Consider the following 26005-nt stretch of genomic DNA (forward strand, 5'->3'; position numbering starts at 1 on the left):
ACCGATGACCGACAGGACCGTCCACCTGCCGGTGGCCGCCCAGCCGAGCGTCGAGACGCTGGTCGACCTCTCGCGGCGGGCCGAGGACCTGGGCTACGAGCGAGCCTGGCTCCCCGAGACGTGGGGGCGCGACGGCGTCGCCGCGCTCACGAGCATCGCCCACGGGACTGAGGAGATCGGTATCGGGCCGAGCATCTTCAACGTCTACTCGCGCTCCCCCGCGCTCATGGGCCAGTCCGCGGCGACGCTGCAGGAGATCTCCGACGGCCGCCTCCGCATGGGCATCGGCCCGAGCGGCCCCGCCGTCATCGAGGGGTGGCACGGGATCGACTTCGACCGGCCGCTCCGGCGTACCCGCGAGTACATCGACATCCTGCGGACGGTGCTCGCTGGCGAGGAATTGAACTACGACGGGGACATCTTCAACCTCGCCGGCTTCCGTCTGCGGTCCGAAGCACCGGAGCCGACGCCGCCGATCGACGTCGCGGCGATGGGACCGAAAGCCGTGGAGCTGTCGGGGCGATTCGCCGACGGCTGGCACGCGACCGTGTTCACGCCGGACGGCATGCGCGACCGCCTCGAAGACCTCCGCCGCGGGGCGGACCTCGGCGACCGCGACCCCGACGACGTCCGGGTGACGCTGTCGCTGACCTGCTGTGCGCTGGAGGACGGCGAGCGCGCCCGCGAACTCGGCGCGCAGCACTCCTCGTTCTACATCGGCGGCATGGGCACCTACTACCGCGACTCGCTGGCCCGGCAGGGCCACGAGGAGGTCGCCAACGAGGTGGCGTCCGCGTGGGCCAGCGGCGACCGCGAGCGGGCGAACGAACTCGTCGACGAGGAACTGCTCGACGACCTCGCCGCTGTCGGTACGCCCGAGGAGGCGCGCGAGCGGTTCCGGACGTTCGCCGACATCGACGGCGTCGACGCCATCGCCGTCGGGTTCCCGCGCGGCGCGAGCGTCGACGAGGCTCGCGAGACGCTCGACGCGCTCGCTCCCTGAAAAGATCGCGGCGGTCGTCGCCAGCGGTCGCCTACAGGTCGCGCTTCAGGCGGATCTCGTCGTCCGTCACTGCGTCGACGTTCGCCTCCTGAAGCGGGTACGTGTCTTCGGTCGTGTCTCCCCAGCCCAGCTTGGACTTGATCTTGTCCGTGATCCCGGGGTCGGGGTCGACGTGGGCGGTGCCGCCGCTCACTTCCGTGACCATCCCAACCGTGTCGCCGTCCGCGTTCACGACGCTTTTCCCCTCGTCGTCGTCGGTGATGTTCGTTCGCATGACGGTCGGAAGGCCGACGGGTGACCCAATAAGGGGCGAGAATCGTTTCCGATCATTCGCCGACGAAGCAGTCCGTTACCGCTCCTGCGGCGCTCTCCGAACGGACCGTGGCGGCCGGTAACGGGGGATTACCGGCGGTTCGACGGCGAGTTCGCTTATTTCCACAATTCCATATGTGTCGAAAGACGATAAGGTCCGGGAGAAAGAAAGGATTATCAACCTCCGACCGTAGAGGCTGGTAGCGAATGGCACCCTCCACCGACGACCCCCGCATCAACGACGACTACGTTCGGACCCTCCCCACCGAGAACGGCGACGTGACCCTCGTCGGCGTCGTCCACGACCACCCCGCGAGCGTCCACCGCGTCCGGACGCTCGTCGAGACGCGAGCGCCCGACGCCGTGGCGCTCGAACTCTCCCCCCTCGCGCTCCCGCTGTTCGAGGCGTACGCGGAGGACGAGAAGACGCCCCCCGAGCTCGGCGGCGAGATGAGCGCCGCGATCCAGGCCGCCGACTGCGACGTCGTCGGTATCGACGCGCCGAGCCTCTCGTTCCTGCGCCGCCTCTTCGGCCGGATCCGGGAGGAACGCCCCGAACGGGATACCGTGGCACGCGTCCTGCGCGGCGTCGCCAGCGTCACGAAGCACGCGCTGACGTGTCGGATCGGCGCGAGTATCGCCCGGTGGACGGGCCGGACCGTCGAACTCGACCGCCCGGTCGACCACGAGTGCACCCTCCGGGACGCCCCGACCGCACAGGCCGAAGACGAGCGGAAGCAGGCGAGCCAGAGCCTCTCGCTGCTTCGCGCGTTTGAGACGCCGGAGCCGATGCACCTCCGTGACGCCACCCGAGAGGAGTGCATGGCCGCCCGCCTGCGGGAGCTGAGCGCCGACGGAAACGTCGTCGCCGTGGTCGGGATCGACCACCTCGACGGCGTGAGCGGCGAATTCACCGCCTGAAAGAACCCTAGAGGAGTTCCACGAGGTTTACGGACTTTTTTCCACGTGCCGCCCGTATCCAGGTTTCATGAAGGCCATCGAGGTTCAGGCGTTCGGAACGAGCGACGAACTGGCGGTCGTCGAGCGGGAGACGCCCGAACCTGGCGAGGGCGAGGTCCGCGTCGAGGTGGAGGCCGCGGGGATCAACTTCGCCGACATCATGCAGCGCCGCGGTCACTACGAGGGCGGCCCCGAGCCGACCTACGTCCCCGGCATGGAGGCTGCGGGGACTATTGACGCCGTCGGCGAGGGCGTCGGCCTCGACGAGGGCGACCGCGTGGTCGCGATGACGAACGGCGGCGCGTACGCCGAGTACGCCATCGCCGACCCGCAGTCGCTGTTTCCCATCCCCGACGGGATGTCGTTCGAGGAGGCCGCCGGCTTCCCCGTCCAGTTCCTCACCGCCCACGGCTGCCTGTTCGAGTGGGGCGGGCTGGAGGAGGGCGAGCGCGTGCTGATTCAGGCCGCCGCGGGCGGCGTCGGCACCGCGGCCGTCCAGCTCGCCTCGCGCGCAGGCGCGGAAGTGTTCGGCACCGCGAGCACCGAGGAGAAGCTCGACCTCGCGGAGCGACTCGGCTGCGACCACCCCATCCAGTACACCGAGGAGGACTTCGTCGACGAGGTGCACGAGATAACCGACGGCGAGGGCGTCGACCTCGTGCTCGACGGCGTCGGCGGCGAGACGTTCTCGGACAGCCTCGACGCGATCCCGCAGTTCGGGCGCATCGTCGCCTACGGCGCGGCGAGCGGCCGACCCGGCGAGGTCGACACGGGGACGCTCCTGTTCGGCAACAAGTCGGTCATCGGCTACCACCTCGGCCGCGCCATGGTGGAGGACCCCAACCGGGTACTCAAGGCCGTCCCGGACCTGCAGGAGGGCCTGCAGTCCGGCGAACTGGAAGTGATCGTCGGCGAGTCGTTCGCGCTGGAGGACGCCGCCGAGGCCCACCAGTTCATCGAGGACCGCGGGTCGACGGGGAAGGTCGTCCTGACGCCCTGAGCGGCCCGCGGAGGCGGAGACTCAGTTTTCTCGCTCGCTAAGGCCCTCTCGCGAAAGTATTAGTCGGCCCGGTTCGACAACCGTCGTCGTGACGGACTCCTACCGAGACGGGTACAAGGAGGGCGTGATCTTCCTCTTCCACGACGACGGGTCGATCCTGATAGAGCACCGTCCCGACGGCGACGGCACCGAGACGTTCATCCCGAACGGCACGATAGAGGAGCGGGACACGGCGTCGGACCGGCACGAGGACTACGTGCTGGCGGCGCTACACCGGGAGATCGACGAAGAGTTCGCCGGGCGAGTGCGGGCGACCGACATCGAAAAGATGTGCGAGTACAGGGTCGAAGAGCCGGCTATCTGGTTTCACTCCTACGCGGTGACCGACTGGAACGGGACGGTGCCGGACCACACGGTCGAGGACGGGGAGCGGTACGCCGAACTGGAGTGGGTGCCGCTTCGCGAACACGCGGAACATCTGGAGTACGGAAGCGCGATCGAGACCTGCGCGACACTCCAGGAGCAACTGGACGACGCGTCGTCTCGGTAGCTAGGGCCGCGGCACCGGTTCGACGCCGTCCCGCCGCCCGTCGAGCACCGCGAAGCGTTCGTCGCGGCGCACTTCCAGCCAGCGCAGCAGTCGCTCCGCCCAGTCGAGTTTCTTCGCCTTCGTCGGCCCGACCGCTTCGTCGTCGAAGTCCCAGCCCGGAAAGCGGAGCTCCGCGGCGCCGAGGTGATCCGCGAGGAAGGCCCCCCGGTCGCCGTCGGTGAACCCGCCGAAGTTCCTGACGGGACCCGCCGGTTCGGCCTGCGTCGTCGGGAGCAGGTACTCGGGGTCGAACTCCGGCACCGCCGAGCGAAGCGCCGGGACGTTGTCGCCGTGGGCGTGGACCGCGACGGGGACGCCGCGCTCCGAGAGCGAGACGGCGGTGTCGACGTTCTTGTCGAGGTCCGTCACCATCAGGTCGACGGCGACGCCGCGGTCCGCGAGGACGTCGGCGGCGGTCGAGGCCGCGACGACGAGGTCGGCGTCGCGGGCCCGATCGGCCTCTTCGTCAAGCGAGGGGCCGGCCCCGGCGACGGCGACCGTCGCGCCGTCGAAGGCGGCGAGGCGGTCGCAGTCGAACGGCGTCGCGAGGTCGGCGAGCAGGTCGCGAGCGCGCTCGTCGGCCGCGCGGTCGAATCCGAAGTCCGCCAGGATCGCCTCGTAGGCGGGGGTCCACTCCTCGAAGTTCATGGCCGTCGCTGGTGAGTTTGGGTCGGTAGAACGCCGATGTTTCGTGAGCCGGAGTGGCTCCTCCAAGTACCCCTACCCGAGGGGCCCTTCCGGCTACCACGCGTGCTTTGACACCCATCCGGCATAAGTTTTCTCTTAATTCGGAGGGTTTCTGATCTGTTCTTCGACCGATCGGAACTCGGGTGCAACTTCCGCGACGGCGGCGGCGACGGCCTCTACGCGCGCGGGCGGACCGGCGATGATGGCGGCGTCGTCGCCCGGAACGAACGCTGCGCCGCGCTCGTCCGCCGCGGCGGCGAGTTCGCGCCGGACGTCGGGGGTCAGGCCGCCGAGTTCGAACACGCGGGTCGCACAGTCCGCCGCCCCGTCGGGATCGCCGCCGATGCGCTCGATGTGACGCCGCGCCTCCGCGGTGCCGGTGACGTCGAGTTCCTCCACGGTGACGCCGTCGCCGCCGCGGACGCGCTCGCAGGCGAAGGCGTCGCCGATCAGCGCCGCGTCTCGCGTCTCGGCCACGTCGTGGGTCCGGACGACGTGCGCGCCGCGTTCGACGGCCATCGAGGTGGCCGCGAGGCTGACGGGCAGGGCCTCCTCGGTCGAGCGGTCGGCGATCTCCCGGAGGAAGTTCTTCCGGTTGATCGAGACGAGGATCGGACGATCCAGCCCGCGGAACTCACGGAGGCGGCGGAGCGTCTCGCGGTCGTCTTCGAGCGTCTTCTCCTCGCTCCACCCGCCGAAGGCGGGGTCGACGATCGTCTTGTCGGTGAGGCCGTTGCGCTGCAGCGCCTCGTAGATGTCGTCGACGTCCTCGATCGCACCGGGGCGCTCCAGGTCCGGCGGACTCGCCATCTTCGCGACGGCGGCGTCGTACTCCTCACACACGTCGGGCATCGCCGGGTCGGCGAAGCCGCAGATGTCATTGACCATGTCGAACCCTCGCGCGAGCGCCTCGTCGGCGACCTCGGCGTAGCGCGTCTCGATCGAGAAGACGGCGTCGCCGCTCACGCTCTCCATCGCCTCGACCGCCGTGTCCAGGCGGTCGAGTTCCTCCTCGGCCGAGAGCACCTCGAAGCGCTTGTTCGCCGACTCCAGTCCCACGTCGACGATGTCGGCTCCCTCGCCGACCAGTTCGTCGTCGACGTACGCGGCCGCCTCGCCGGGGTCGTCGTAGACGCTCGGGTCGTACGGCGACTCCTCGCTGACGTTCAGCACGCCCATGATCCGCGGCGGGTGGTCGTCCCCGATCCCGAGGCCCGCGGCCTCAACGTTTCGCATGGCTGTACCGCAGGACTACTGGACCAAAAGGCGTGCGTTCCCGGCGGGACGCGGCGGTCAGTCGGCGTCGCTGACGGCGGTCTCGTCCTCGGTCGTGTACGCTCCGGCGTACTGTCCGACGAGAACGACGCCGATCACGAGGAAGAAGGCGGCCCCCCAGGGTCCGAACTCCGTCGGCCACTTGCCCATGATGTCGGTGAGTGCGACGGTCAGTCCGGCGACGGCGATCGACAGGAACCCGAGAAACAGCACCTGCCTCTTCGACGATTTGGGATCCATCGTACCTTCTAATAGTCGGTCCCCGGGATTAGGTATCCTACCTCAACAGATTGGTTATCGCTGTAATTCGAGTGAGATTGCTCTCGACATCGCGTACGATACGGCTCTTCGCGGTTCGTCGCCGGTCGTTTCAATCGCTTTTTACCCTCCCGACGGCAAGGGCCGGACATGGCAAAGGTCAGCATCGGGCTCCGCGGGTGGCGCTTCGAGGAGTCCGAAGTGTTCGCCGAGGACGGCGACTGGCGGCCGTTCGAGGAGATACCCGACGAGACGCGTGAGCGGCTCATCCGGCTCCGGACGCTCGTGAACAAGCCCTGCGACTGCTGTTTCCTGATCCACGGCGAGGAGGAGATGGAACGCTGTCGCGAGGCGGCGATCGTCTACGGCGAACCGTACTCCGAGGTCGTCCTCTGCGACGACCACGAGGCCGACTTCCTCTACTGGTTCCGCGAGGCGGGCGGCGACGCCCACGTTGGCGAGGACGAACTGCAGGACGAGTTCCACGAGTGGTTCGCCGCCGGCGAGCGCGCGCCCGAGGGCTACGGCGGCGTCGACCACGTCGACACCGACCCCGAGACGCTGCCCGATCCGCCGAACCCCAACGAGGACAACGAGGACCGCTACCGGATCGACCTCCGCGAGGGGCTCGACCGCGACGGCGGAGGGGGCGACATCGACGAGGTGGACCTGGGGGACCTCGACCTCTCGACCGACTACCCGTCGTCATGAGCGCGCCGACGGTCGTCGTCGTCGAGCCGCAGACGCCCGGCAACGTCGGCACCATCGCCCGGGCGATGAAGAACTTCGGGTTCTCCGACCTGAAGCTCGTCGACCCGCCGGAACTGGACCGCGACGGCGAGGCGTACGGCTTCGCCGGGCAGGCCCGCGAGGACGTGCTCCCGAACGCGGACGAGGTCACCTTCGACGAGGTCGTCGAGAACTACCACACTGTCGGGATGACCGCCATCACGAACGAGGACTGCCGGAAGCACACCCGGTTCCCGTTCGCCACGCCCGACGAACTCGCCGAGGAGCTGGCGACCGTCGAGACGGACACGGCCCTGCTGTTCGGCCGCGAGGACAACGGCCTCGCGAACGACGAGCTCGAACGCGTCGACCAGATCGGCGCGATCCCCGCAAGCGCGGAGTACTCGTCGCTCAACCTCGGGCAGGCAGCGACGGTGACGCTGTACGAACTGCGGGACCTCACCCTCGACGAGACGCAGCTTCCGGACCGGGAGCGCGAGCGCGCCGCCCAGCCTGCCGTCGAGCGCCTGTACGACGAGTTCTCGAACTTCCTCGCCGCCGTCTCCCACCCCGAGGAGAAGCGCCCCAAGACCGAGCGGATGCTCCGCCGGGTCGTCGGGCGCGCGCACCCCACCGAGCGGGAGGCGTCACGCATGACCGGCCTGTTCAGGAAGGCGGCGGCGCGGCTGGACGACGGAGAAGAGTGATTACGCCCGCTTCTGGATCTCCTCGCGCAGTACCTCGCTAACGAGGTCGCCGTCCGCTTTCCCCCGTAGCGCGCCCATCGCCTCGCCCATCAGGCCGGAGAACGCGCCCATCCCCTCCTCGGCGACCTGCTCCTCGTTGCGGTCCACGACCTCGACGACGGCGTCGCGAACCTCGCTCTCGTCGACGCCGCCCAGGTCCTCGGCCTCGACGGCCTCCTCGGCCGTGAGGTCGGGGTCCTCGGCCAGCGCGGTCAGCAGGTCCTCCATCCCCTCGTTCGGCACCTCGCCCCCGTCCACGAGCGTCACGGCGTCGCGGAGGTGGTCGTCGGTCAGGTTCTCGACGGGCACGTCGTCGCGCCGGAGCGCCGTGAGCGTCGACTCCAGCGTCTGTGCGGCGAGCGTCGCGTCCGCGCCCGCCGCGACGAGGTCCTCGAACAGCGGCATCCGGCGGCCGTAGGCGACCTGCTCGGCGAGGCCGGCGTCCAGGCCGTACTCCTCCTGGTAGCGGTCGACCTTCTCGGTGAGCAGCTCCGGCGTCTCGACCTCGCTGACGTCGGGTTCGACCGGCGGCACGTCCGTCTCGGGGTACATCCGCGCCGCGCCGGGGAGCGGGCGGAGGTACCGCGACGTGCCGTCCTCGTTCGCGCCGCGGGTCTCTTCGGGCACGTCCTCGACGGCCACCTCGGCGCGCTCGGCCGCGGCCTCGATGGCTCCGGCGGCCGTCGCCTCGTCGTCGGCGACGATTGCGACGGCGTCCTCCGAGCCCGCGCCGACGGCCTCGCGCAGGGCCTCGACCTCCTCCTCGGTGACGCCGTAGGCCGGCAGCTCGTCGGTGTGGAAGATGCCGCCCGCGCCGTGTCGCTTCGCGTGGTCCGACAGTTCGGTTCCGAGGCGGCGATCGGGCTGGATCTCGCGGCCGACGAGGCCGTCGAAGCCGTACAGCGGGACGGCCTTCACCGCGCCGCCGGCGTCGAGCGCGCCGCGGATGACGCCGCTGTCGGTGTCCGCGAAGGTTTCGCTCACGTCGACGACCTCGCCGACGCTCGCGTCGCGGGCCTGCAGTTCGTCGGCGATATCCAGCAGCTCGACCTGTCGGCGCACCTCGTTGCGGACGAGGTCGTCGATGTCGTCGAGGCTCTGGACGCCCTTCATCTCGACGCGGGCACCCTCCGCGATGGAGACGTTCACGTCCTGTCGGATGGTGCCGAGGCCGCGCTTGACCGCGCCGGTCGAGCGCAGCAGCATGCCGATCCGCTCGGCGGCGGCGCGGGCCTGCTCGGGCGAGCGGATGTCGGGCTTGGTGCCGATCTCGACGAGCGGGATGCCGAGGCGGTCGAGGCTGTAGCGGACGCCCTCCCCGGTCTCCTCGACGCGCTGGGCGCTCTCCTCTTCGAGCATCAGGTCCTCGATGCGGACCGTCCCCTCGTCGGTCTCGATCGCGCCGTCGCTGGCGACCTTCGTCGTCCGCTGGAAGCCGGAGGTGTTCGACCCGTCGACGACGATCTTCCGCATGACGTGGGCCTGGTCGACCACGTTCATGTCGAGCAGCTGTGCGATCTCCAGGGCGACCTCCGTCGCCTCCTCGTCGAGGCGGTGGGGCGGCTCGTCGTCCTCCTCGACGAGGCAGGTCGTGTCGTACGCCAGGTACTCGAACTCGCGCTCGACCTGGCTCTCCTCCAGAGCGGCCTCGTCTATCTCACCCAGTTCGCTCTTGGTGGGGTGGAGGTAGCGGGTGAACGAGCGCCCGGACTCCGCGGGGTCGCGCAGGTCCGTCGGACACTCGCAGAACAGCTTCGTCGCGGTGTCTAACTGCTGGTGGATCTCGAGGCCGGCCACGAGACCCAGGTCCTCGTAGTCGTAGTCGGTCATTGGCGGACAGTCAGAGGGCGAGGAGTAAAAAACCGTTCAGTTCGGCGGCGACTCGTCAGACTCGTCGTCGCGGTCGCGCGGGGGGAGGCCGTCCGGGTCGACGTCGCGCGGCGATTCGTCGTCCCGTTCGGCGTCGCGTGGCGGATTGTCGCCGGTCTCGGGGCTGTCCCGCTCGCGTCGCTCGGCCGCCGAGCGCAGTTTCCGGCGCCGGGTGCGTAGGCTCTCCTGCAGCCTGTCGCGGAGCAGTTCGCGCAGGCGGGCGGCGTCCTCGTCGTCGATGTCGACCGCCGTCGCGTCGCGCTGGCGGAGGCTGAACGACCCCGCGGTGTCGGCCGTGAGGTTCGCGAGGGTCCGCCGGCGCTGGAAGAGGCTCCGGCTACGCACGACGGTCTGGAGCCGGTAGTACGGCACCACCTTCGTCGTCCGGGTCCAGAAGCCGACCCGCGTGAGGACGTGCTCGCCCTGGGTCTGGTACCCCCGGTTGCGCCAGGCGACGTGGGCCGCGACGGGGACGACCGCGAGCAGGGCGACCGCCGCGTACCACCGCTCGAACCCCTCGTACGCGAGCGAGAGCGCGTACAGCGTGGCGGTCAGCGCCCCGACGGCGAGCGAGTACCTGACGGCGTACCGCTCGCGGGCGCGCTTCGGCGGCCGGGTGAACTCGGGGTCCTCGAACGACTCGATCGACTGCGCGAGGCTGTACACCCGCTCGCGGTCGGCCAGCGGGACCGCCGACTCCGCCCCGCTCTGCCCGGCCGTGTAGCCCGCCGTCTCCACGACGAGGGTGGCGTACCCCGCCGTCCGGGTGACGGGGTTGTCGGTGACGGTGATCGTCTGGACTTTCTCCAGCGGGATCGAGCCGCTGTAGCGCTGGAGCAGGCCGCGCTCGTACCGGAGCTCGTCGCCGACACGCGACAGCGTGAAGTCGTAGTAGCGCGCCAGCGTCATCGCGGCGCTGATGAGCCACGCGCCGAGGACGAGGGCGGCGAGTCGCGTGGCGACGAGGGTGATGGCCGGCCGCGCCCCGCCGGGCACGATGAACGCGACCAGCGTCGAGACGTCCACGAGCTCGACGTACGGGAAGAATATCACCGACAGCACGAGCGCCCCGGGGTTGACGGAGGCGACGCTCAGGAGGACGAGCTCGTGGGGCCTGATGGAGAAGAGCAGCTCCTCCGATTCCTCTCGCGACCACTCGGCGGTCGTCGCCGGGGCGCCCGGCTCTCGGTCGGCGCCCCCGGTCGCCGGCGTCGCTCCTTCCTTCGCGGGCTCCGGCTCCCGGCGGTCGGCGTCCTGACGGAGGTCGCGCTGGAGGCGCTTGGCCTCGTCGTAGCCGACGTACTGCAGGGACGCCTCCGTCTCGCCGCCGCCCGCCGTCTCGATGGTGAGGACGGCGACGCCGAGCGCGCGCTGGAGGAGGTTCTGGCTGATGTCGACGTTCTGGATCCGGTGGAGCGGGATCTCCCGCTCGCGTCGCCCGAGGACGCCGGACCTGATGTCGAACGTGTCCGGGGTCAGGTCGTACTCGAACCGGCGGTAGTACGCCACCTCGTACGCGCCGCCGGCGAGAAAGCCCCCGATCAGCAGCGGGACCGTCGCCGCCGCGTCGACGGCGTCTAACGCCCCCGACGCGACCACGCCGACGAAAAACAGCGTGGACGCGAAGGTGACGCCCCGGGAGACCGCGCGGTACGGGACGGAGATGGGGTGGAGCTTCATACGGCGTCGGTCCGCTCGCTCTCCCTGGCGAGTTCGCGCAGTTCGGTCTGGATGCGCTGTGCGCGCTCGGGGGTCAGGCCGGGGATCGTCACGTCCGCGCCGCGGGAGCCGGCGGTGTAGACGACGACGCTCGCCAGCCCCGTCGCGCGTTCGAGGGGGCCCCGCTGGGTGTCGACGTGCTGGACGCGGACGAACGGGACGACGGTGTCGACCCGCGTGACGACGCCGCGTTCCAGGTACAGCGCGTCGTCCTGTATGTCGAACCGCCAGATCCGGTACCGCGCCAGCGCGTGGACGATCCCGAGGACGAGGACGACCGCGCCCGCCGCGACGGGGAGCGCGAGTCCGAGTTCGAGGAGGAACCGGTCGACGAGGGCGATAACTCCGGCCAGCACCGCCGCGCCGACCGCCGCGCCCACGGCCCAGACGACGCGGACCCGCGAGTGAAGCTTCTCCATGTCACGGCATGGCAGCGGACGGATGATTAAACCGTGCCATTCGTCGCCGCGGGGAGAGTATAAGTCGGCTGATACGGGCGTTTATTCGCCCGGACGGGCTACAGATGGGTATGGAAGTTCGCGAACCCGACTCGGTCGACGGCGAGGTCATCAGGGACATCGCGGGACGGTCGCTCCGCGCGTCCTACGGACTCAGTCCGGACACCATCGACGCGACGGTCCGACAGTTCCACGACGACGAGCGCCTCGACGAACTGATCGACGACGAGGACAGCGTGCTCGTCGTCGCCGAGGACGAGTTCGAGGGCGAGGAGGAGGTCGTCGGGTTCGCCCAGGGAGAACTGGCCGACGACGGTCACGGCGAGGTGAACTGGCACCACGTCGCCCCCGAGGCGCGCGGCCAGGGCGTCGGGACGGAACTCTTCGAGGAGATCGAGGCGGCATTACAGGACCGCGGCGGCGAGTCGATCCGCGCGAACGTCCTCTCGGACAACATGGAGGGCGCGCAGTTCTTCGAGCGGTTCGGTTACGCCGAGGACCACACCTCCGACGTGGAGATCGACGGCGAGGACCACGCCGTCAACGTGTTCGTGCCAGAGGACGAGTCAGAGAGCGACGCCGGGGACCAGCGGCTAGACCCGGGCGAGATACCGGAAACGGTGGAGGACGAGGGGGAGACGAAGTACGTGAAACGGGACCACGAGATACCGGGGGAGAAGGGGCCGTTCTTCGAACTGTACTCGGACGAGGCGCTGGAGGACCTCTACGCCTACTGGTGCTCGCACTCCGAGAACGTCGTCGCCGCGGGCGACGACCAGGGCCGACTGGAGTGCTCGGAGTGCGGCAACGTGCACCGCGCAGACGAGTGGGACGACGGATACCTGTAGGCGAGCCGTGTAGCGGCCCGGGCGGCGGTCAGAAGCCCGCTCAGTGAGTGGCTACCTTCGCGTCCTCCACGGCGAGGACGTCCTCGCCGCGGCCCTCGCCCTCGCAGTCCTCGTTCGGACATCGATAGTGCCAGCCGTCTCGCGTAGCCGCGCCCTCGCGGAACCGGTCGCCGCAGACCCGGCAGAACAGGTCAGCGTCGGCGCAGGTGTCCCGGTGGAGGTCGAGCGCGAGTTCGGTGGAGAAGCTCTGATTGCAGTTGCGACAGGTGTGCATACTCGTGGATATTACGTCATCACTCAAAACATCTCCTGTTCGTTTACGCCCCGAGAACGGCTAGCACGAGGCGTGAGTCGGTCGAACTGGAACCGCGGGCCGGCGGTCGGGTCGGGCTACTCGTCGTCGCCGAGGATGCCGCGGTGGGTCATCTTCTCGGGGTCGAGCACCTCGTCGACCTCGTCCTCGTCGAGGTAGCCCTTTTCGAGCACGACCTCGCGGACCGTCTTGTCCTCCTTGAGCGCCGTCTTCGCCACGTCGCTGGCCTTGTCGTAGCCGATGGCGGGGTTGAGCGCGGTCGCCAGCGCCATGCTCTGCTCGACCTGCGTCTCGCAGTGCTCCTCGTTGGCTTCCAGCTTGGCGACGAACTTGTTGGCGAACGCCTCGCTGGAGTTCGCGAGCAGCTCCGCGGACTGCAGGAAGTTGTACGCGAGCACCGGCTTGTACAGGTTGAGGTCGATCTGGCCCTCGGCCGCGCCGGCGGAGACGGCGGCGTCGTTGCCGACGACCTGCTTGTGGACCTGATTGACGGCCTCCGCGACGACGGGGTTGATCTTGCCGGGCATGATCGAGGAGCCGGGCTGGTTCTCCGGCTGTTCGATCTCGCCGAGGCCGTTGCGCGGGCCGGACGCGAGCAGGCGGAGGTCGTTCGCGATCTTGTTGAGCGACCCGGCGACCGTCCGCAGGGCGCCGTGGGCCTCGCTCATCGCGTCGTGGGCGGCCTGGGCCTCGAAGTGGTCGTCGGCCTCACGGAACTGGACGCCCGTCTCCTTCGTGATGTACTCGGCGGCGAGGCCGGGGAAGTCCTCGTGGGTGTTCAGCCCGGTGCCGACGGCGGTGCCGCCGAGTGCGAGTTCCGCGAGGCGCTCCCGGGTGTTGTCCACGCGCGCGAGACCCTTCGCGACCTGCGTGCGGTAGCCGCCGAACTCCTGCCCGAGGCGGACGGGCGTCGCGTCCTGAAGGTGGGTGCGGCCCGTCTTGACGACGCCGTCGAACTCCTCCTCCTTGGCTTCGAGCGCCTCGCGGAGCGTGTCCAGCGCTGGGAGCAGGTCCTTCTCGACGGCCTCGAGCGCGGCGACGTGCATCGCCGTCGGGATCACGTCGTTGCTGGACTGGCCGAAGTTGACGTGGTCGTTCGGGTGGATCTCGCGGGTGCCGACCTCGCCGCCGTAGATCTCGGTGGCGCGGTTGGCGATGACCTCGTTGGCGTTCATGTTGGTCGAGGTGCCGGACCCCGTCTGGAACACGTCGACGGGGAACTGCTCGTCGTGCTCGCCCGCGATGACCTCGTCGGCGGCCTCGACGATGGCCTCGCCCTTGTCCTCGGGGATCAGGTCGAGGTCGAGGTTGGCCTTCGCGGCAGCCTTCTTCACGACGCCGAGCGCGCGGACGAACCGCCGTCCGAACGTCAGCCCGCTGATCGGGAAGTTCTCGACCGCGCGCTGGGTCTGTGCGCCCCAGTACGCGTCCGCCGGCACGCGCATCTCGCCAAGACTGTCCCGCTCGGTGCGGTAGTCGTCGGACATACCTGAGACAGGGACGGGTGGGGGGTAAAAGCCACCGGAACGGCTCGCCGCGCACGCCGCGATTCGCCGAAAGTCATTTATCCGAGAGGTCCCGATATACGCCGACAGAAACATTCTATCGGCTCATCTGGGCGGATAGCGACGCGCCCGTATCGGGGTTGAAAGTTCACTCGTTCACGAATTAATTTGGGAAACCTTTATGTGATTGCCATAAGATGCTACTTGTGAGTCTCTCACAGAGGCAGGAGCATGACAGAGGACAACGGAAATCACGACGTTTCGCGGCGTAGGATTCTACAAACGACAGGAGCAGCGGGTGCGGTCGGTCTCGTCGGCACCGCCGGCTGCCTCAGCAACATCACCGGCAGTGGCGGCGACGGCGGCGGCGACGGCACCCTCAACGTGCTGCACGGCTGGACCGGTGGCGACGGCGCGACCGCCGCGGAGGCCCTGTTCAGCGGATTCGAGGAGGAGCACTCCGACGTCGAAACGAACATCGAGCCCATCGGCGGCGGCGGCAACGAGAACCTCGACACGGTCGTCAGCAACCGGCTTAGCAGCAACGACCCGCCGAGCTCGTTCGCCGGATGGCCCGGTCGTAACCTGGAGCAGTACGATGGCGTGCTCGGCGACGTCGAGGACGTCTGGAACGACATCGGCGACGCCCACGTCGACGAAGCGGCGGAACTCTGCCAGTATAACGGCAACTACGCCGCCGTCCCGATCGGCTCCCACAGGCTGAACTGCCTGTTCTACAACGTCAGCGTCGTCGAGGACGCGGGCGTCGACCCCGACTCGCTGTCGTCGGTCTCCGACCTCGTCGATGCGCTGGAGACGGTCTCGTCCGAGACGGACGCGACGCCGATGGCCCACGCGATGAAGGCCCCGTGGACGACCCTGCAGCTGTTCGCGGTCGTCCTGCTCGGGCAGGAAGGCTACGACTCCTACATGAACTTCGTCGAGGGCGGCGACGCCGAGAGCGCGGTCAGCAGCGCGCTGGAGACGACGAGGGAGATCCTGGAGAACTACATCAACTCCGACGCTTCCTCCATCGGTCTCACCGAGTCCAACGGCATGATCATGGACGGGAGCGCGGCGTTCATCCACCAGGGTAACTGGGCGGCCGGCGCCTACAAGAACGACGACATGACCTACGACGAGGACTGGGGCTTCGTCCCGTTCCCCGGCACCGAGGGCATGTACACGTTCCACATCGACTCGTTCATCTACCCGACCGACGGGGAGGAGAACCCCACGCCCGAGGTGTCGAAGACGTTCCTCCGCTACGCCGGCGGGAAGCAGGCCCAGATCGACTTCAACAGCCGCAAGGGGTCGATCCCGACGCGGACGGACGTCTCCGCGGATGAGTTCGGGCCGTTCCTCACCGAGACGATGGAGGACTTCGCCAACGCGGAGGAGCTCCCGCCGACGCTCGCGCACGGTCTCGCCGTGAGCCCGTCGCAGATGACCAGCCTCAAGGAGGTCATCACGTCGGAGTTCACCGGCCCCTACAACGTCGACGCAGCAACCCAGGGAATGCTGGACGTCGTCCAGCAGTAACACGGGGACAAACCTCAAATGCGTTATTTATTGACAGCAATACGACGGCTACTCGCAAGCAAACGCAACGAGGAGGTGCGCGCGGACGGCGGTACCGTAGAGGGGTCCGAGCAGGCCGCTCGGGACGACGGCAGCGGGCTGTTCGACAGCGACCTCGTAGAGTCGAGTCCGTTCTGGCTGCCGCCGTTCCTGCTGATGGGCTTTTTCGTGTACGGCGCGATCGCCTGGAACCTGCTCATCTCGCTGACGGACCACACCGGGTTCGGCGAGATCGACTACTCGAGCCTCGACTTCGAGATGTACTCGCGGGCGTTCAGCGACCCGCAGTTCATCTTCGCGGCGAGGAACACGGTCGTCCTGATCGTCGGGTTCATCGGAGTGTGTCTCGTCATCGGGCTCTTGCTTGCGATCCTGCTCGACCGCCAGATCCGGTTCAAGAACGGATTCCGGACGATCTACCTCCTGCCGATGAGCCTGTCGTTCGTCGTCACCGCGCAGTTCTGGCTCTGGATGTACAACGTCAACAGCGGGATCATCAATCAGATCCTCGGCCTGGTCGGCCTCGGGCCCTACAACTGGATCGGGAACCCCGAACTGATTCTCGGCGCGGTGATCTTCGCGCTGGTGTGGCAGTTCAGCGGCTACACGATGGTCGTCTACCTCGCCACGCTCCAGTCCATCCCGAACGCGCACTACGAAGCGGCTCGCGTCGACGGCGCGAGCACGATCAAGATGTACTGGCGGGTCATCATCCCGCAGTTGAGAAACGCGATGATCAGCGCGACGGTCGTACTGATGGTGTTCGCGCTCAAAGCGTTCGACTTCCTGTACGCGCTCGTCGGCGGGTACCGGCCGCCCAAGGGGGCGGACATCCTGCCGACGCTGATGGTGCGTATGGCGTACCAGAACAACGAGTGGGCGTACGGTTCCGCGATCGCCATCCTGCTGTTCCTGCTCGCGCTCGGCATCGTCGCACCGTACCTCTACCACCAGCACAAACACGGTAACCTATGACAGGGGAAACGACGACCGACGAACGGACCGAGAGCGGTTTCGACTTCGACGCCAAGCGCCTCGGCCTCTACGCGACGCTGGCCCTGCTGGTCGGCTTCTTCCTGGGGCCGATCGAGATGGGGCTGGTCACCTCGCTGAAATCCGACCCGACGGCGGGCGTACCGTTCCTGCCGCCGTCCGCGAGCGGGCTCACGTTCGAGAAGTGGGGGACGGCGTTCGAGGCGCTCTCGTCCGGCCTGTTCAACAGCGTCATCATGGCCGTGCCGGCGACCGTGTTCTCGGCGCTGCTCGGGAGCATGGCCGCGTACGGCCTCACGCAGATCAGCTGGAAGGGGCAGATCCCGATCCTCTCGCTGTTCGTGGCCGCGATCTTCATCCCGTACCAGGCAGTGCTGGTGCCGCTGACCCAGTTCTGGTCGATCTACTTCCCGCTGACCGACCTGCTGTGGTTCGTGTGGGCGGGCCTCGGCATTTCAGAGGAGTACGGCGAACTGCTCAAGCTGATCATCACGCACATCGCCTACGGGATCCCCATCTGTACGATCCTGTTCAGGTCGTTCTACAAGGGGATGTCCGAGGAGATGATCGAGGCGGCGCGCCTCGACGGCGCGAGCATCCGGCGGATCTACCGGCGGATCGTCCTGCCGCTGTCCACGCCGATGTTCGCCGTCGTCCTCATCTATCAGTTCACCCAGATCTGGAACGAGCTGCTGTTCGCGCTCATCCTGATATCCAGCGGAACCAGCGAGGCCGCGCCGGTGACGCTGGTGCTGGCGGGTCTCGGCGAGTCCCAGGAAGGCCTGGACTTCGCGCTCCGGATGGCCGGGGCGCTGCTCACGGCGCTGCCCACCCTGATCGTCTACGTCTTGTTCGGCGAGGAGTTCGCCGAGGGAGCGGCAACATGACTATGACCCACGAAATCGAACTTCGGAGATAACAACCATGGCAGAACTCACACTGGACCACCTGACGAAAGTATTCACGGACGACGACGGCAGCGACATCGTCGCCGTCGACGACGTGTCCGTCGACATCGACGACGGGGACTTCCTCGTGCTCGTCGGCCCCTCGGGCTGCGGTAAGTCGACGACGCTGCGGATGGTCGCCGGGCTCGAGACCGTCACGAGCGGCGAGATCCGCCTCGGCGGCACGCTGCTGAACGAGAAGAAGCCGTCGGACCGGGACATCGCGATGGTGTTCCAGTCCTACGCGCTGTACCCGCACATGACCGTCCGCGACAACATGGCCTTCGGGCTGGAGGAGTCGACGGACATGCCCGACGACGAGATACAGGCGCGCGTCGAGGAGGCCGCCTCGATGATGGGCATCGCCGAACTGCTCGACCGGAAGCCGAGCGAGCTCTCCGGCGGCCAGCAGCAGCGCGTCGCGCTGGGCCGCGCCATCGTGCGCGACCCCGAGGTGTTCCTGATGGACGAGCCGCTGTCGAACCTGGACGCGAAGCTCCGCGCGCAGATGCGGACGGAGCTCCAGCGCATCCAGGAGGACCTGAGCACGACGACGATCTACGTCACTCACGACCAGACGGAGGCGATGACGATGGGCGACCAGATCGCCGTCCTCGACGACGGCCAGCTCCAGCAGGTCGGCACGCCGCTTGAGTGTTACCACGAGCCGAACAACGAGTTCGTCGCCGGCTTCATCGGGGAGCCGTCGATGAACTTCTTCGACGTCGAGAAGCGGGACCGGACGCTCGTCCACGACGACTTCGAGTACCCGCTCTCCACCGAGACGGCGCAGGCCGTCGAGGGGAAGAAGGACCTCACGCTCGGCATCCGGCCGGAGGACATCGAACTCACGTCCGACGGGAGCGGCGACCACTACTTCCAGACGACGGTGGACGTCGTCGAACCGATGGGCGACGAGAACAACATCCACCTCACGTTCGACGGGAGCGCCGGCACGCGCACGTTCACCGTGACGGTCAGCGGGATGCGTCACGTCGAAGCCGGGCAGCCGGCGGTCGCGCACATCCCGGAGGAGGCGATCCACATCTTCGACGGCAACACCGGCGAGGCCCTGCGGAACCGCCGCCTCGACTCCGTCGAGACGCTCGAACCGAAGATCTAGGTCCAGCGGTCGAGCCCGGTCTGGCTGACCGACTCTTCTATCCGTTCGAACCCGCGTTCGACCTCGTCGGGAGCGACGCCCCACTCCTCTGTGACGTACTCGCGGGCGGCCGCGAGGTCCGGGTCGATCTCCCGGTCGAACTCGTAGTCGTCCGTCACCGTCGGGTTCAGAAACAGCGTCCGCACCACGTCGGCGTTCTCCACGTAGGCGTCGCGGGCCTCCAACACGCCCCAGAGGTCGCCGTGCTCCTTGACGGCTTTCACCGCCGTCTTCGGGCCGATGCCGGTGACGCCCTCGTTGAAGTCCGTCCCGCAGAGGATGCCCACGTCGACCAGTTGCTCCCAGGTGAGGTCGTGTCGGTCGAGCGTCGCCTGGAAGTCCATCCGCTCGGGGTCGCCCTTGCTGGTCAGTTGCCGGAGCGTCACGGGCGAGCCGAACAGCAGGGCGTCGTAGTCCTCCGTCCCGGCGTAGTCGATGGCCTCCTGTCGGGCCATGTGGGCGGCCTGCGCCTCGCCCTCGGCGGGCGCTTCGACGATGGGGACGTCGAGGCGACGGAGCAGTTCCCGCGTCGTCCGGTGGATGACGTCGGTGAGGCGCTGGGTCTGGGAGTCGAGCCGCGCCGCCTCGACCGCGTCGCCGCGCTCGCGGGCGTCTTCGAGGCGCTCCTCGCGCTCGGCCCGTGCCTCGCGGCGCTCCTCGATCTCCGCCTGCTTCAGTTCCGAGGGGCCGCCGTCGAAGACGAACACGGGCGTCACGTCGTGATCGAAGAACTTCGGGAGGCCCTGGACGACACCGATCAGGTTCGCTACCTCCGTCCCGTCGGCGGTCGTGTAGGCGTCGTCGCTCGTCCAGCGGACCGTCGTCGTCAGGTAGCGGTACAGCCAGTTGTGCGCGTCGACGCCGACGACGGCCCCGCTCAGGTCGTCGAACGGGACCGGCTCGATGACGGCGAGGTCGCGCAGGTCCGAGTTACCCATTGTGCCGGGGTAGGGGCGGGAACGGTTTGAAAGGTCGCACTTCCGGCGATGGCTATATACGTCCGTGGCGAGAACTGTGCACGAAGTTCACATGCCACAAGGAACGGTGGCCTTCTTCCACGACCGGAAGGGCTACGGGTTCATCGAGACGGACGAGGAGGAGGAGGACATCTTCTTCCACATGGAGGACGTCGGCGGCCCGGACCTGGAGGAGGGACAGGAGGTCGAGTTCGACATCGAGCAGGCCGACAAGGGGCCGCGAGCGGTCAACCTGGAACGCCTCTGACGGCGTCGGAGCGGCGGGAACCGTCCGCGGGGAGCGACCGCTACGGGCGCTCGGTGAACTCGTCGCTCTCCAACCGCTCGGCGACGCGCAGGTAGGGCGTGAGCTCCGCGGCCCGGTCGGTCGTCTCTACCGTCCCGGCGTCGACGTCGTACTCGACGAACCCGTGGTCCTCTAACTTCGGCAGCTTCGCGTGGTAGAGGCTCGTGTGGACGCGTCGAGTCGCGTCCGCGGTCGCCGGCCTCGCGGCGCGCTCTCGTTCCGCGACCCGCGACGCGATCTCCTCGACCGACGCGGCGCCGTCGCTCTCGATCAGGTAATACAGCGCGTACCGGGTACGGTCGTCAGCGAGCACGCCGAACAGGTCCGCCGGCGACACCGACGCCTCCTGCCGGAAGGCGCTGTCGACGCACTCGTCGGGCGGTTTCGTGGTCTCGGCCGGTGGAAGGTCGTCCTCGTTTGCCATCGGGGATCACCTCGGGGAGCGCTCGCGCGAGCGCCGGTCGGACTGCGAGGCTCGCAGCGCGCGTGCGGACCTGTTTCACCTCGCCGGACATAAAATTTGTCACGCGTTAACAATGGTAATGGATCGTCACGCGACCGGATCCGGCGGCCCCGACGCGTCGGCGAGCAGCGCCCGCTCGCTCTCGGACAGGGACTCGCGGCCGCGGAACTCGTCCAGTCCGGCGCGGTAGCGCTCCTCGCTCGGGTCGCCGGGGCGCTCCAGCACGACCTCTGCGATGCCGGTCGTCTCGCCGGTGTAGCCGAACCGCGCCTTGTACAGCGCGCGGTACGCGAACGGGTTGTTCACCGCGATCCGGACCCGGTCGTAGCCGCGGTCCGCCGCCGCGTCCGCCACGAAGTCGGCCAGTCGAGGGCCGATCCCGTCGCCCCGCCGGTCCTGTCTCGCCGTGATGTACCGGATCCAGAGGACGGAGTCGTCGGTCCGGTCCTCGTTGAACGCCGCGGCGGCGACCACCGATCCGCCGTCGCGAACCACGGCTTTCCCCGTGTTCGACATGACGAACTTGCCGGCGTAGCTGAACTCCCGGTGGTCGAGATCGAGCGTGGGACCGTCCGGCGGCCAGCCGAGGACCTCGAACTCCATGGCGGCCGTTCGTCCGCGCCCGGTTTCACGCTGGCGGTCGTTGCAGTCCCGGGCCGCCGGTTCGCGGTCACTCGACTCGCTTCATCACTACGATACCGGCGCCCTCGGCGCCGTTAAACGGCGTGTAACTATAGTAACATTCGTGGTACCGGTGGTAGAGATGGGAGGGTGCTTCGCAACCGGCGTCGACATGCTGGACAGGGAACTCGACGGGGGGATACCGGCGGGCAGCGTCGCGGCGCTGTCCGCGCCGCCGGCCAGCCAGTCGGAACGGCTGCTGTACGAACTCACGAACGAGCAGCGGACGCTGTACGTGACGACCGAACGGGCACCGGAGCCCGTCGAGGCGGCCCTGCGCGAGACCGCCGACCCCGGGGCCGTCCGCGTCCGCGGCGTCGGCGGTGACGACCCGCTGCGGGAGCTACTGGAACTGGCCCGAGCGGTCGCCGACGGGACGCTGATCGTCGTCGACCCCGCGGCACCGCTGGAGCGCGAGTCGGAGTACCGCGCCGCGCTGGTCGACCTCCGGAAGGTGCTCCGGGAGAAGGGGAGCGCCGCGGTCCTCCACTGCGTCGACGGTCGCGCTGTCCCCGAGGGACGGGACGTGACCGAGTACATGGCCGACCTGATCTTCGACCTGTCGGTGGAGGTGGAGCGCGACCGCCTCCGGACGCGGCTGACGGTGCCGAAGTTCCGCCGCGGCGACGCCCCGCGGGCCGCGCTCAAGCTCGACTTCCGGCGGCGCGTCACGGTCGACAACAGCCGGGACATCGCCTGACCGCCGTCGGGCCGCCTCGGTCCCGATACCGAACCTCCCTCCGCGAATTCTTTCGTTCTATACGGCGTTTCACGAGTTCATTTTCGATACCAAAACGGAACTCGGATCCGGGGCGTAAACGCTCCATAACAATGGTCGTGGTCGGTGCAGCGGGGTACATGGGGGTTACGAGCGATTCCGGCAGTGACCTGACGGACGCCGCGGAACCGTCCGTGTCGATCACGGTGGTCGTCGCGGGGGTCCGCGTCGAGAAGAGCCTCGTCACCGACGCGTTTCCGGAGCCCGCGGTCGCGCTCTCGGTCGATTCGCTCCACGACGAGCCGGTGACGGTCCGCATCGAGGAGACCGTGCCTGCGAGCGTCGCGCTCGCTGACCGCGGGAGCGGCGACTGGGAGGCGGTCGGCGGCGGCAGGATCGCCTGGACCGGCCGCCTCGACGCCGACGAGGAGCGCGTCACGACGTACTGCGTCGACGCGGACCCCGGGGAGCTGGCGGACCTGCACGCGCCGCCGACCGTCGACTCCGTCAGGCCGGAGACCGGGTAACGGAGCGGGTCGACGGCGAGCCGCGGCACGGGCCGCCGCGGCGCGCGACGACCGTCAGTCGAGCATGTCCTGCGTGATGGTGTTCGGCAGGAGCTCGCCGAGCTCGTACTCGGTCGTCTCGCCGCCCTCGTCGCAGATCACGACGAAGGACTCGTCGCAGAACTCCGCGAACGTCTGCCGGCACATCCCGCAGGGCGTGACGCCGTCGCGCCGGTCGGACGTGACCGCGACGCGGTCGAACGAGGTGTGGCCGTCCCTGACGGCCGACCCGATCGCAACCTCCTCGGCGTGGAGGCTGTTCGAGTAGTTCGCGTTCTCGATGTTGCAGCCGGTGTACACGGTCCCGTCCTCGGTCCGGAGCGCCGCGCCGACGCGGTACTCGGAGTACGGGACGTACGCCTCGTCGAGGGCCTCGCGGGCCGCCTCGATCAGTTCGTCCATGGGACGGGGTTCGCGGGCCGGGGAAAAGTAGGCACCGACGTGCGACGGCCTTGCCGGGTGAAGAGTGGTCCGCCGACGGCCGGGCCCGAAGTTCAGGCCGCGCCGGCGTCCTCGACCGCGGCCTCGACGGCGTCGGTGGCCGTATCGATCAGGTCGTCAACGTCGTCGCTCTCGGCGTAGACGCGGACGTACGGCTCCGTCCCGCTGGGACGGACGAGCACCCAGGAGCTGTCCGGGAGTTCGACCCGGACGCCGTAGTCGGTGTTCGCGTCGGCCTCCGGGAACCGCTCGGGGAGGCTCTCCGCCAGCCGCTCCATCGCGGCCGCCTTGCGGTCGTCGGGGCACTCGACGCTGACCTTCCGGTAGGGGCGCTCGGTGACAGGATCGCGAAGCGGCGCGGTGCCGCCCTCCCTCGCGACGAGGCTCGCGAACACCGCGGCGCTGGTCACGCCGTCGATCCACCCGCCGAAGCGGGTGTGGATGTGCTTCCACGGCTCGGCGGCGAAGGCTATCTCCGTCGACTCGTCGCCCGCCTCCCGCTCGCGGGCGATCCCCTCGTGGAGGGAGCCGAGGCGGACCCGCTCGACGCGGCCGCCGGCTTCCCGCACCCGGTCGTCGATGCGGGCCGAGGCGTTCGGCGTCGTCACGACGACGGGGTCGTCGGCGTTGCTCGTCTCGACGTAGTGGTGCGCCAGTATCGCCAGGACCGTGTCCTCGTGGATCACGTCGCCGCCCGGACCGACGATCACGATGCGGTCGGCGTCGCCGTCGTGGCCGATCCCGAAGTCGAACGCGTCGTCGTCGCCGACGAACTCCCGGAGGTCGGCGAGCGACTCCGGCGTCGGCTTGCTCTCGCGGCCCGGGAAGTGGCCGTCGACGTTGGCGTTCAGCGCGACGACGTGCGCGCCGAGCTCGCGGAGTACTTGCGGGGTGGCGAGGCTCGCCATCCCGTTGCCGCAGTCGACGGCCACGGAGAGGCCGTCGAGCGGTTCCGCCGCGTCGGTGACGGCCTCCCGGGCGTAGCCGACGACCGCGTCGCGGTAGGCGCCCAGCACGTCGAGGTCCTCGCCGTCGCCCCACTCGTCCCAGGGGGCCGGCGACGTCCCCTCCTCGACGCGGCGCTCGACGGCCTCCTCGGCCTCGCGGTCGTACTCGACGCCGTCGACGAACAGCTTGATCCCGTTGTCCTGCGGGGGGTTGTGGCTCGCTGTGATCATGGCACCGCGTCGCCCCTGCGAGGCGAACGCCACCGCCGGCGTCGGTAGCTGCCCGAGTCGTCGCACGTCGGCGCCGGCGCTCTCCAGTCCCGCTTCCACTGCGGCCGAGAGCGCCGGCCCGCTGACGCGGCCGTCCCGGCCGACGACGAACGTCTCGCCGTCCACGCCCGCGGCGCGACCGACCGCGAGCGCGAGTTCCGGCGTCACGTCGTCGCGGACGGGGCCACGGATACCTGCAGTTCCGAACAGAGTCATACCTGCCCGTTTCGGTCCCGAGTACTTAGGTTGGGGCGATTTCGCGGCCGCACGTCCACGGCGACACTTCGCCCGCACGGCAGTGTGCTCCGCGCGACGACGCCACGCCGTCGGCCAGTATTACCGTTAACGTGTACCACCTGGGTTTAAGCGGGTGTGGTTAGTAGGGGGTCGGTAAGCGACCACCGTCGGTACGCGACTGACCTGGCATGTACACCGTCGACGCTGACTTTCCAGTCGACTCGATCCCCCCCGGGACGAACCTGCTCGTCACTGGGCCGCCGATGACGGGCAAGTACGACCTGCTGATCCGGCTGCTCGCCGAGGGATTCCGCCACGGCGACGGCGCGGTCGTCGTCACGACGAAGGAGGGACCGGACCGCGTGCACGCACACGTCACCGATCGCGCCGGCGTCGACTCGGTAGCCGAGCTCGGCGTCGTCGACTGCACCGGTCGGGAAGGCGGCCGGTCCGGGGACGACCGGATCCGCTACGTCTCCTCACCGGCAGACCTGACGGGCATCGGGATGGCCAGCTCCGGGCTGATCGAGACGTTCGCCGACCGCGGACTGGGTGTCCGGACGGGCCTACACTCGCTGTCCCAGCTGCTCATGTACGCCGACGTCAAGACCGTCTTCCGCTTCCTGCACATCCTCACGGGGCGGATCAGCTCGGCGAACGGGCTCGGCGTCTGTACCCTCGACAGCGAGGCACACGACGACCAGACCGACCACACGGTCCGGCAGCTGTTCGACGGGGTGATAGAGACGAGAAACGGTGACGGCGACCGGTCGTTCCGGCTACGAGGCCTCGGCGACGCGGACGGAGAGTGGACGTCGTTTTAGAGTTCGACGCCGCTCGGAATGAGGCTGTGCTGTCGGAGCAGGTTCCCCTCGCTGTTGTACACGAGGAAGGTCCGCTTGTCGTAGACGACGAGCTCCTCCCCGTCGACGTAGATGCGGACCTCGTAGCGACCGTCGGACTCCGACGACTCCTCGCCGTAGCGCCGGGCGGCGCGGATGAACGTGAGGACGTCGTCCGCGTCCTCGTTCAGTTCGATGATGAAGTCGCCGGTGATGCGGTTCGTGACGCTCACGACGCCGCTTGCGTCGTCGGCGTCGAGCGAGGACTGGAGTCGGTAGGCGACGTCCGTCCCTTCCGCGTCGAGGAACTCCCCGTCGGGCCCCGTGAGGCGCTCCCGAAGCGTCGACGCCGGGCCCTCGAAGTCGATCTCGACCGTCGGTTGCGCGGGTTCGCCGTCCTCGTCCACCCAGTCCACGTCGCTCACGTCAAGCGTGAAATAATCGCGCCTCATTCCCTACCACGTTGTACGGTCTCAGCGGGTATGAACGTAACGCCCGAGGTGGGAACGCCCGACTCGCGGAACGCTGACAGTTCGACGGCGTCGCCCGATCCGGCAGTCGGGACCGACCCAGTCGGTCGGTCGCCGGGAACGGCGGTCCCCGGTCGCCGACGAGGCCGCGGC

30 protein-coding genes are annotated in these 26005 nt (G+C 68.7%); 15 read left to right on the forward strand and 15 right to left on the reverse strand.

Annotation, left to right across the window (positions count from 1 at the left end; all coding sequences use genetic code 11):
- Window positions 1-4 precede the first annotated feature (4 nt).
- Window positions 5-1003 (forward strand): TIGR04024 family LLM class F420-dependent oxidoreductase, encoded by a 999-nt coding sequence (locus D8670_RS14020; protein ID WP_121819290.1) that lies wholly within the window; start codon window positions 5-7, stop codon window positions 1001-1003.
- A gap of 31 nt (window positions 1004-1034) precedes the next feature.
- Here D8670_RS14020 and D8670_RS14025 read toward each other — a convergent pair whose 3' ends face one another.
- Window positions 1035-1277 carry a PRC-barrel domain containing protein gene (locus tag D8670_RS14025; RefSeq protein WP_121818749.1) on the reverse strand — a complete coding sequence of 81 codons (243 nt, stop codon included), beginning with the start codon at window positions 1275-1277 and terminating at the stop codon, window positions 1035-1037.
- Window positions 1278-1522: 245 nt separating this feature from the next.
- Between D8670_RS14025 and D8670_RS14030 the strand changes: the two genes are divergently transcribed.
- The 3 genes from D8670_RS14030 (at window position 1523) to D8670_RS14040 (ending at window position 3825) form a co-directional block, all read left to right on the forward strand.
- Window positions 1523-2236, forward strand: coding sequence for a TraB/GumN family protein (locus tag D8670_RS14030; protein ID WP_121818750.1), 714 nt, complete (start codon window positions 1523-1525; stop codon window positions 2234-2236).
- Window positions 2237-2303: 67 nt separating this feature from the next.
- A complete protein-coding gene (locus D8670_RS14035; protein WP_121818751.1) occupies window positions 2304-3275 on the forward strand; it encodes a quinone oxidoreductase family protein in 972 nt (323 codons plus the stop codon).
- 88 nt (window positions 3276-3363) lie between these two features.
- A complete protein-coding gene (locus tag D8670_RS14040; RefSeq protein WP_121818752.1) occupies window positions 3364-3825 on the forward strand; it encodes an NUDIX hydrolase in 462 nt (153 codons plus the stop codon).
- Here the strand turns inward: D8670_RS14040 and D8670_RS14045 are convergent, their stop codons facing one another.
- The 3 genes from D8670_RS14045 to D8670_RS14055 all read right to left on the reverse strand — a co-directional run bounded on the left by D8670_RS14045 (window position 3826) and on the right by D8670_RS14055 (window position 6066).
- Entirely contained in the window at window positions 3826-4512 is a 687-nt protein-coding gene (locus tag D8670_RS14045) for a 6-hydroxymethylpterin diphosphokinase MptE-like protein (RefSeq protein WP_121818753.1), read from the reverse strand. It lies immediately after the preceding gene.
- Window positions 4513-4647: 135 nt separating this feature from the next.
- Window positions 4648-5787, reverse strand: a complete 1140-nt coding sequence (gene folP / locus D8670_RS14050) for a dihydropteroate synthase (RefSeq protein ID WP_121818754.1) — start codon at window positions 5785-5787, stop codon at window positions 4648-4650.
- 57 nt (window positions 5788-5844) lie between these two features.
- Complete coding sequence (locus tag D8670_RS14055) at window positions 5845-6066, reverse strand: hypothetical protein (RefSeq protein WP_121818755.1); 222 nt, start codon at window positions 6064-6066, stop codon at window positions 5845-5847.
- A 168-nt stretch (window positions 6067-6234) separates the two neighbouring features.
- On the opposite strand from D8670_RS14055, the gene D8670_RS14060 reads away from it, so the two are divergent.
- Both D8670_RS14060 and D8670_RS14065 read left to right on the forward strand, forming a co-directional pair.
- On the forward strand, window positions 6235-6795 hold the full coding sequence (locus tag D8670_RS14060; protein ID WP_121818756.1) for a DUF8114 family protein: 561 nt from the start codon (window positions 6235-6237) through the stop codon (window positions 6793-6795).
- Window positions 6792-7520, forward strand: coding sequence for an RNA methyltransferase (locus D8670_RS14065; RefSeq protein WP_121818757.1), 729 nt, complete (start codon window positions 6792-6794; stop codon window positions 7518-7520). Before D8670_RS14060 ends, D8670_RS14065 begins: the two co-directional genes overlap by 4 nt.
- On the opposite strand, the gene gatE is transcribed toward D8670_RS14065, so the two are convergent.
- From gatE to D8670_RS14080, 3 genes are read right to left on the reverse strand one after another with little or no spacing between them, the layout of a single operon-like run.
- Window positions 7521-9389: a Glu-tRNA(Gln) amidotransferase subunit GatE gene (gene gatE, locus D8670_RS14070; protein ID WP_121818758.1), complete on the reverse strand. Its 1869-nt coding sequence runs from the start codon at window positions 9387-9389 to the stop codon at window positions 7521-7523.
- Window positions 9390-9425: 36 nt separating this feature from the next.
- On the reverse strand, window positions 9426-11108 hold the full coding sequence (locus D8670_RS14075) for a PH domain-containing protein (RefSeq protein WP_121818759.1): 1683 nt from the start codon (window positions 11106-11108) through the stop codon (window positions 9426-9428).
- Window positions 11105-11566, reverse strand: coding sequence for a PH domain-containing protein (locus D8670_RS14080; protein WP_121818760.1), 462 nt, complete (start codon window positions 11564-11566; stop codon window positions 11105-11107). The genes D8670_RS14075 and D8670_RS14080 overlap by 4 nt, the downstream gene beginning before the upstream one ends.
- Before the next feature lie 110 nt (window positions 11567-11676).
- On the opposite strand from D8670_RS14080, the gene D8670_RS14085 reads away from it, so the two are divergent.
- Window positions 11677-12453 (forward strand): GNAT family N-acetyltransferase, encoded by a 777-nt coding sequence (locus D8670_RS14085; RefSeq protein WP_162994308.1) that lies wholly within the window; start codon window positions 11677-11679, stop codon window positions 12451-12453.
- Window positions 12454-12493: 40 nt separating this feature from the next.
- Here the strand turns inward: D8670_RS14085 and D8670_RS14090 are convergent, their stop codons facing one another.
- Complete coding sequence (locus D8670_RS14090; RefSeq protein WP_121818762.1) at window positions 12494-12727, reverse strand: HVO_2901 family zinc finger protein; 234 nt, start codon at window positions 12725-12727, stop codon at window positions 12494-12496.
- Between the two features lie 116 nt (window positions 12728-12843).
- Window positions 12844-14253 (reverse strand): class II fumarate hydratase, encoded by a 1410-nt coding sequence (locus tag D8670_RS14095; RefSeq protein WP_121818763.1) that lies wholly within the window; start codon window positions 14251-14253, stop codon window positions 12844-12846.
- Between the two features lie 249 nt (window positions 14254-14502).
- Between D8670_RS14095 and D8670_RS14100 the strand changes: the two genes are divergently transcribed.
- Genes D8670_RS14100 through D8670_RS14115 form a run of 4 tightly spaced genes read left to right on the forward strand, consistent with a single transcriptional unit; the run spans window position 14503 to window position 18915 of the window.
- A complete protein-coding gene (locus D8670_RS14100; protein ID WP_121818764.1) occupies window positions 14503-15813 on the forward strand; it encodes an ABC transporter substrate-binding protein in 1311 nt (436 codons plus the stop codon).
- 18 nt (window positions 15814-15831) lie between these two features.
- A complete protein-coding gene (locus tag D8670_RS14105; protein ID WP_121818765.1) occupies window positions 15832-16827 on the forward strand; it encodes a carbohydrate ABC transporter permease in 996 nt (331 codons plus the stop codon).
- Window positions 16824-17732, forward strand: coding sequence for a carbohydrate ABC transporter permease (locus D8670_RS14110; RefSeq protein ID WP_121818766.1), 909 nt, complete (start codon window positions 16824-16826; stop codon window positions 17730-17732). The genes D8670_RS14105 and D8670_RS14110 overlap by 4 nt, the downstream gene beginning before the upstream one ends.
- Before the next feature lie 37 nt (window positions 17733-17769).
- Window positions 17770-18915, forward strand: a complete 1146-nt coding sequence (locus D8670_RS14115; protein ID WP_121818767.1) for an ABC transporter ATP-binding protein — start codon at window positions 17770-17772, stop codon at window positions 18913-18915.
- Here the strand turns inward: D8670_RS14115 and fen are convergent.
- Complete coding sequence (fen, locus tag D8670_RS14120) at window positions 18912-19892, reverse strand: flap endonuclease-1 (protein WP_121818768.1); 981 nt, start codon at window positions 19890-19892, stop codon at window positions 18912-18914. The genes D8670_RS14115 and fen overlap by 4 nt on opposite strands.
- Before the next feature lie 91 nt (window positions 19893-19983).
- On the opposite strand from fen, the gene D8670_RS14125 reads away from it, so the two are divergent.
- Complete coding sequence (locus D8670_RS14125; RefSeq protein WP_121818769.1) at window positions 19984-20178, forward strand: cold-shock protein; 195 nt, start codon at window positions 19984-19986, stop codon at window positions 20176-20178.
- A 40-nt stretch (window positions 20179-20218) separates the two neighbouring features.
- On the opposite strand, the gene D8670_RS14130 is transcribed toward D8670_RS14125, so the two are convergent.
- Both D8670_RS14130 and D8670_RS14135 read right to left on the reverse strand, forming a co-directional pair.
- Window positions 20219-20641 (reverse strand): DUF7344 domain-containing protein, encoded by a 423-nt coding sequence (locus D8670_RS14130; RefSeq protein ID WP_121818770.1) that lies wholly within the window; start codon window positions 20639-20641, stop codon window positions 20219-20221.
- A 126-nt stretch (window positions 20642-20767) separates the two neighbouring features.
- Window positions 20768-21283, reverse strand: a complete 516-nt coding sequence (locus D8670_RS14135) for a GNAT family N-acetyltransferase (protein ID WP_121818771.1) — start codon at window positions 21281-21283, stop codon at window positions 20768-20770.
- Between the two features lie 160 nt (window positions 21284-21443).
- Here D8670_RS14135 and D8670_RS14140 point away from each other — a divergent pair, with 160 nt between their 5' ends.
- Both D8670_RS14140 and D8670_RS14145 read left to right on the forward strand, forming a co-directional pair.
- The gene (locus D8670_RS14140; RefSeq protein ID WP_121818772.1) at window positions 21444-22061 is read left to right on the forward strand and encodes an RAD55 family ATPase; all 618 of its coding nucleotides are present in this window, start codon (window positions 21444-21446) and stop codon (window positions 22059-22061) included.
- 131 nt (window positions 22062-22192) lie between these two features.
- The gene (locus D8670_RS14145; RefSeq protein WP_121818773.1) at window positions 22193-22606 is read left to right on the forward strand and encodes a hypothetical protein; all 414 of its coding nucleotides are present in this window, start codon (window positions 22193-22195) and stop codon (window positions 22604-22606) included.
- 54 nt (window positions 22607-22660) lie between these two features.
- Here D8670_RS14145 and cdd read toward each other — a convergent pair whose 3' ends face one another.
- Both cdd and D8670_RS14155 read right to left on the reverse strand, forming a co-directional pair.
- Window positions 22661-23047 (reverse strand): cytidine deaminase, encoded by a 387-nt coding sequence (gene cdd, locus D8670_RS14150; protein WP_121818774.1) that lies wholly within the window; start codon window positions 23045-23047, stop codon window positions 22661-22663.
- A 92-nt stretch (window positions 23048-23139) separates the two neighbouring features.
- Complete coding sequence (locus D8670_RS14155) at window positions 23140-24519, reverse strand: phosphohexomutase domain-containing protein (protein WP_121818775.1); 1380 nt, start codon at window positions 24517-24519, stop codon at window positions 23140-23142.
- A gap of 209 nt (window positions 24520-24728) precedes the next feature.
- On the opposite strand from D8670_RS14155, the gene D8670_RS14160 reads away from it, so the two are divergent.
- Window positions 24729-25364 carry an RAD55 family ATPase gene (locus D8670_RS14160; protein ID WP_121818776.1) on the forward strand — a complete coding sequence of 212 codons (636 nt, stop codon included), beginning with the start codon at window positions 24729-24731 and terminating at the stop codon, window positions 25362-25364.
- Here D8670_RS14160 and D8670_RS14165 read toward each other — a convergent pair.
- On the reverse strand, window positions 25361-25834 hold the full coding sequence (locus tag D8670_RS14165) for a DUF5793 family protein (protein ID WP_121818777.1): 474 nt from the start codon (window positions 25832-25834) through the stop codon (window positions 25361-25363). The genes D8670_RS14160 and D8670_RS14165 overlap by 4 nt on opposite strands.
- Between the last annotated feature and the right edge of the window lie 171 nt (window positions 25835-26005).

Origin of the sequence: Halostella limicola (genome assembly GCF_003675875.1) — an archaeon.
In the GTDB taxonomy this organism is placed as follows: domain Archaea; phylum Halobacteriota; class Halobacteria; order Halobacteriales; family Natronoarchaeaceae; genus Halostella; species Halostella limicola.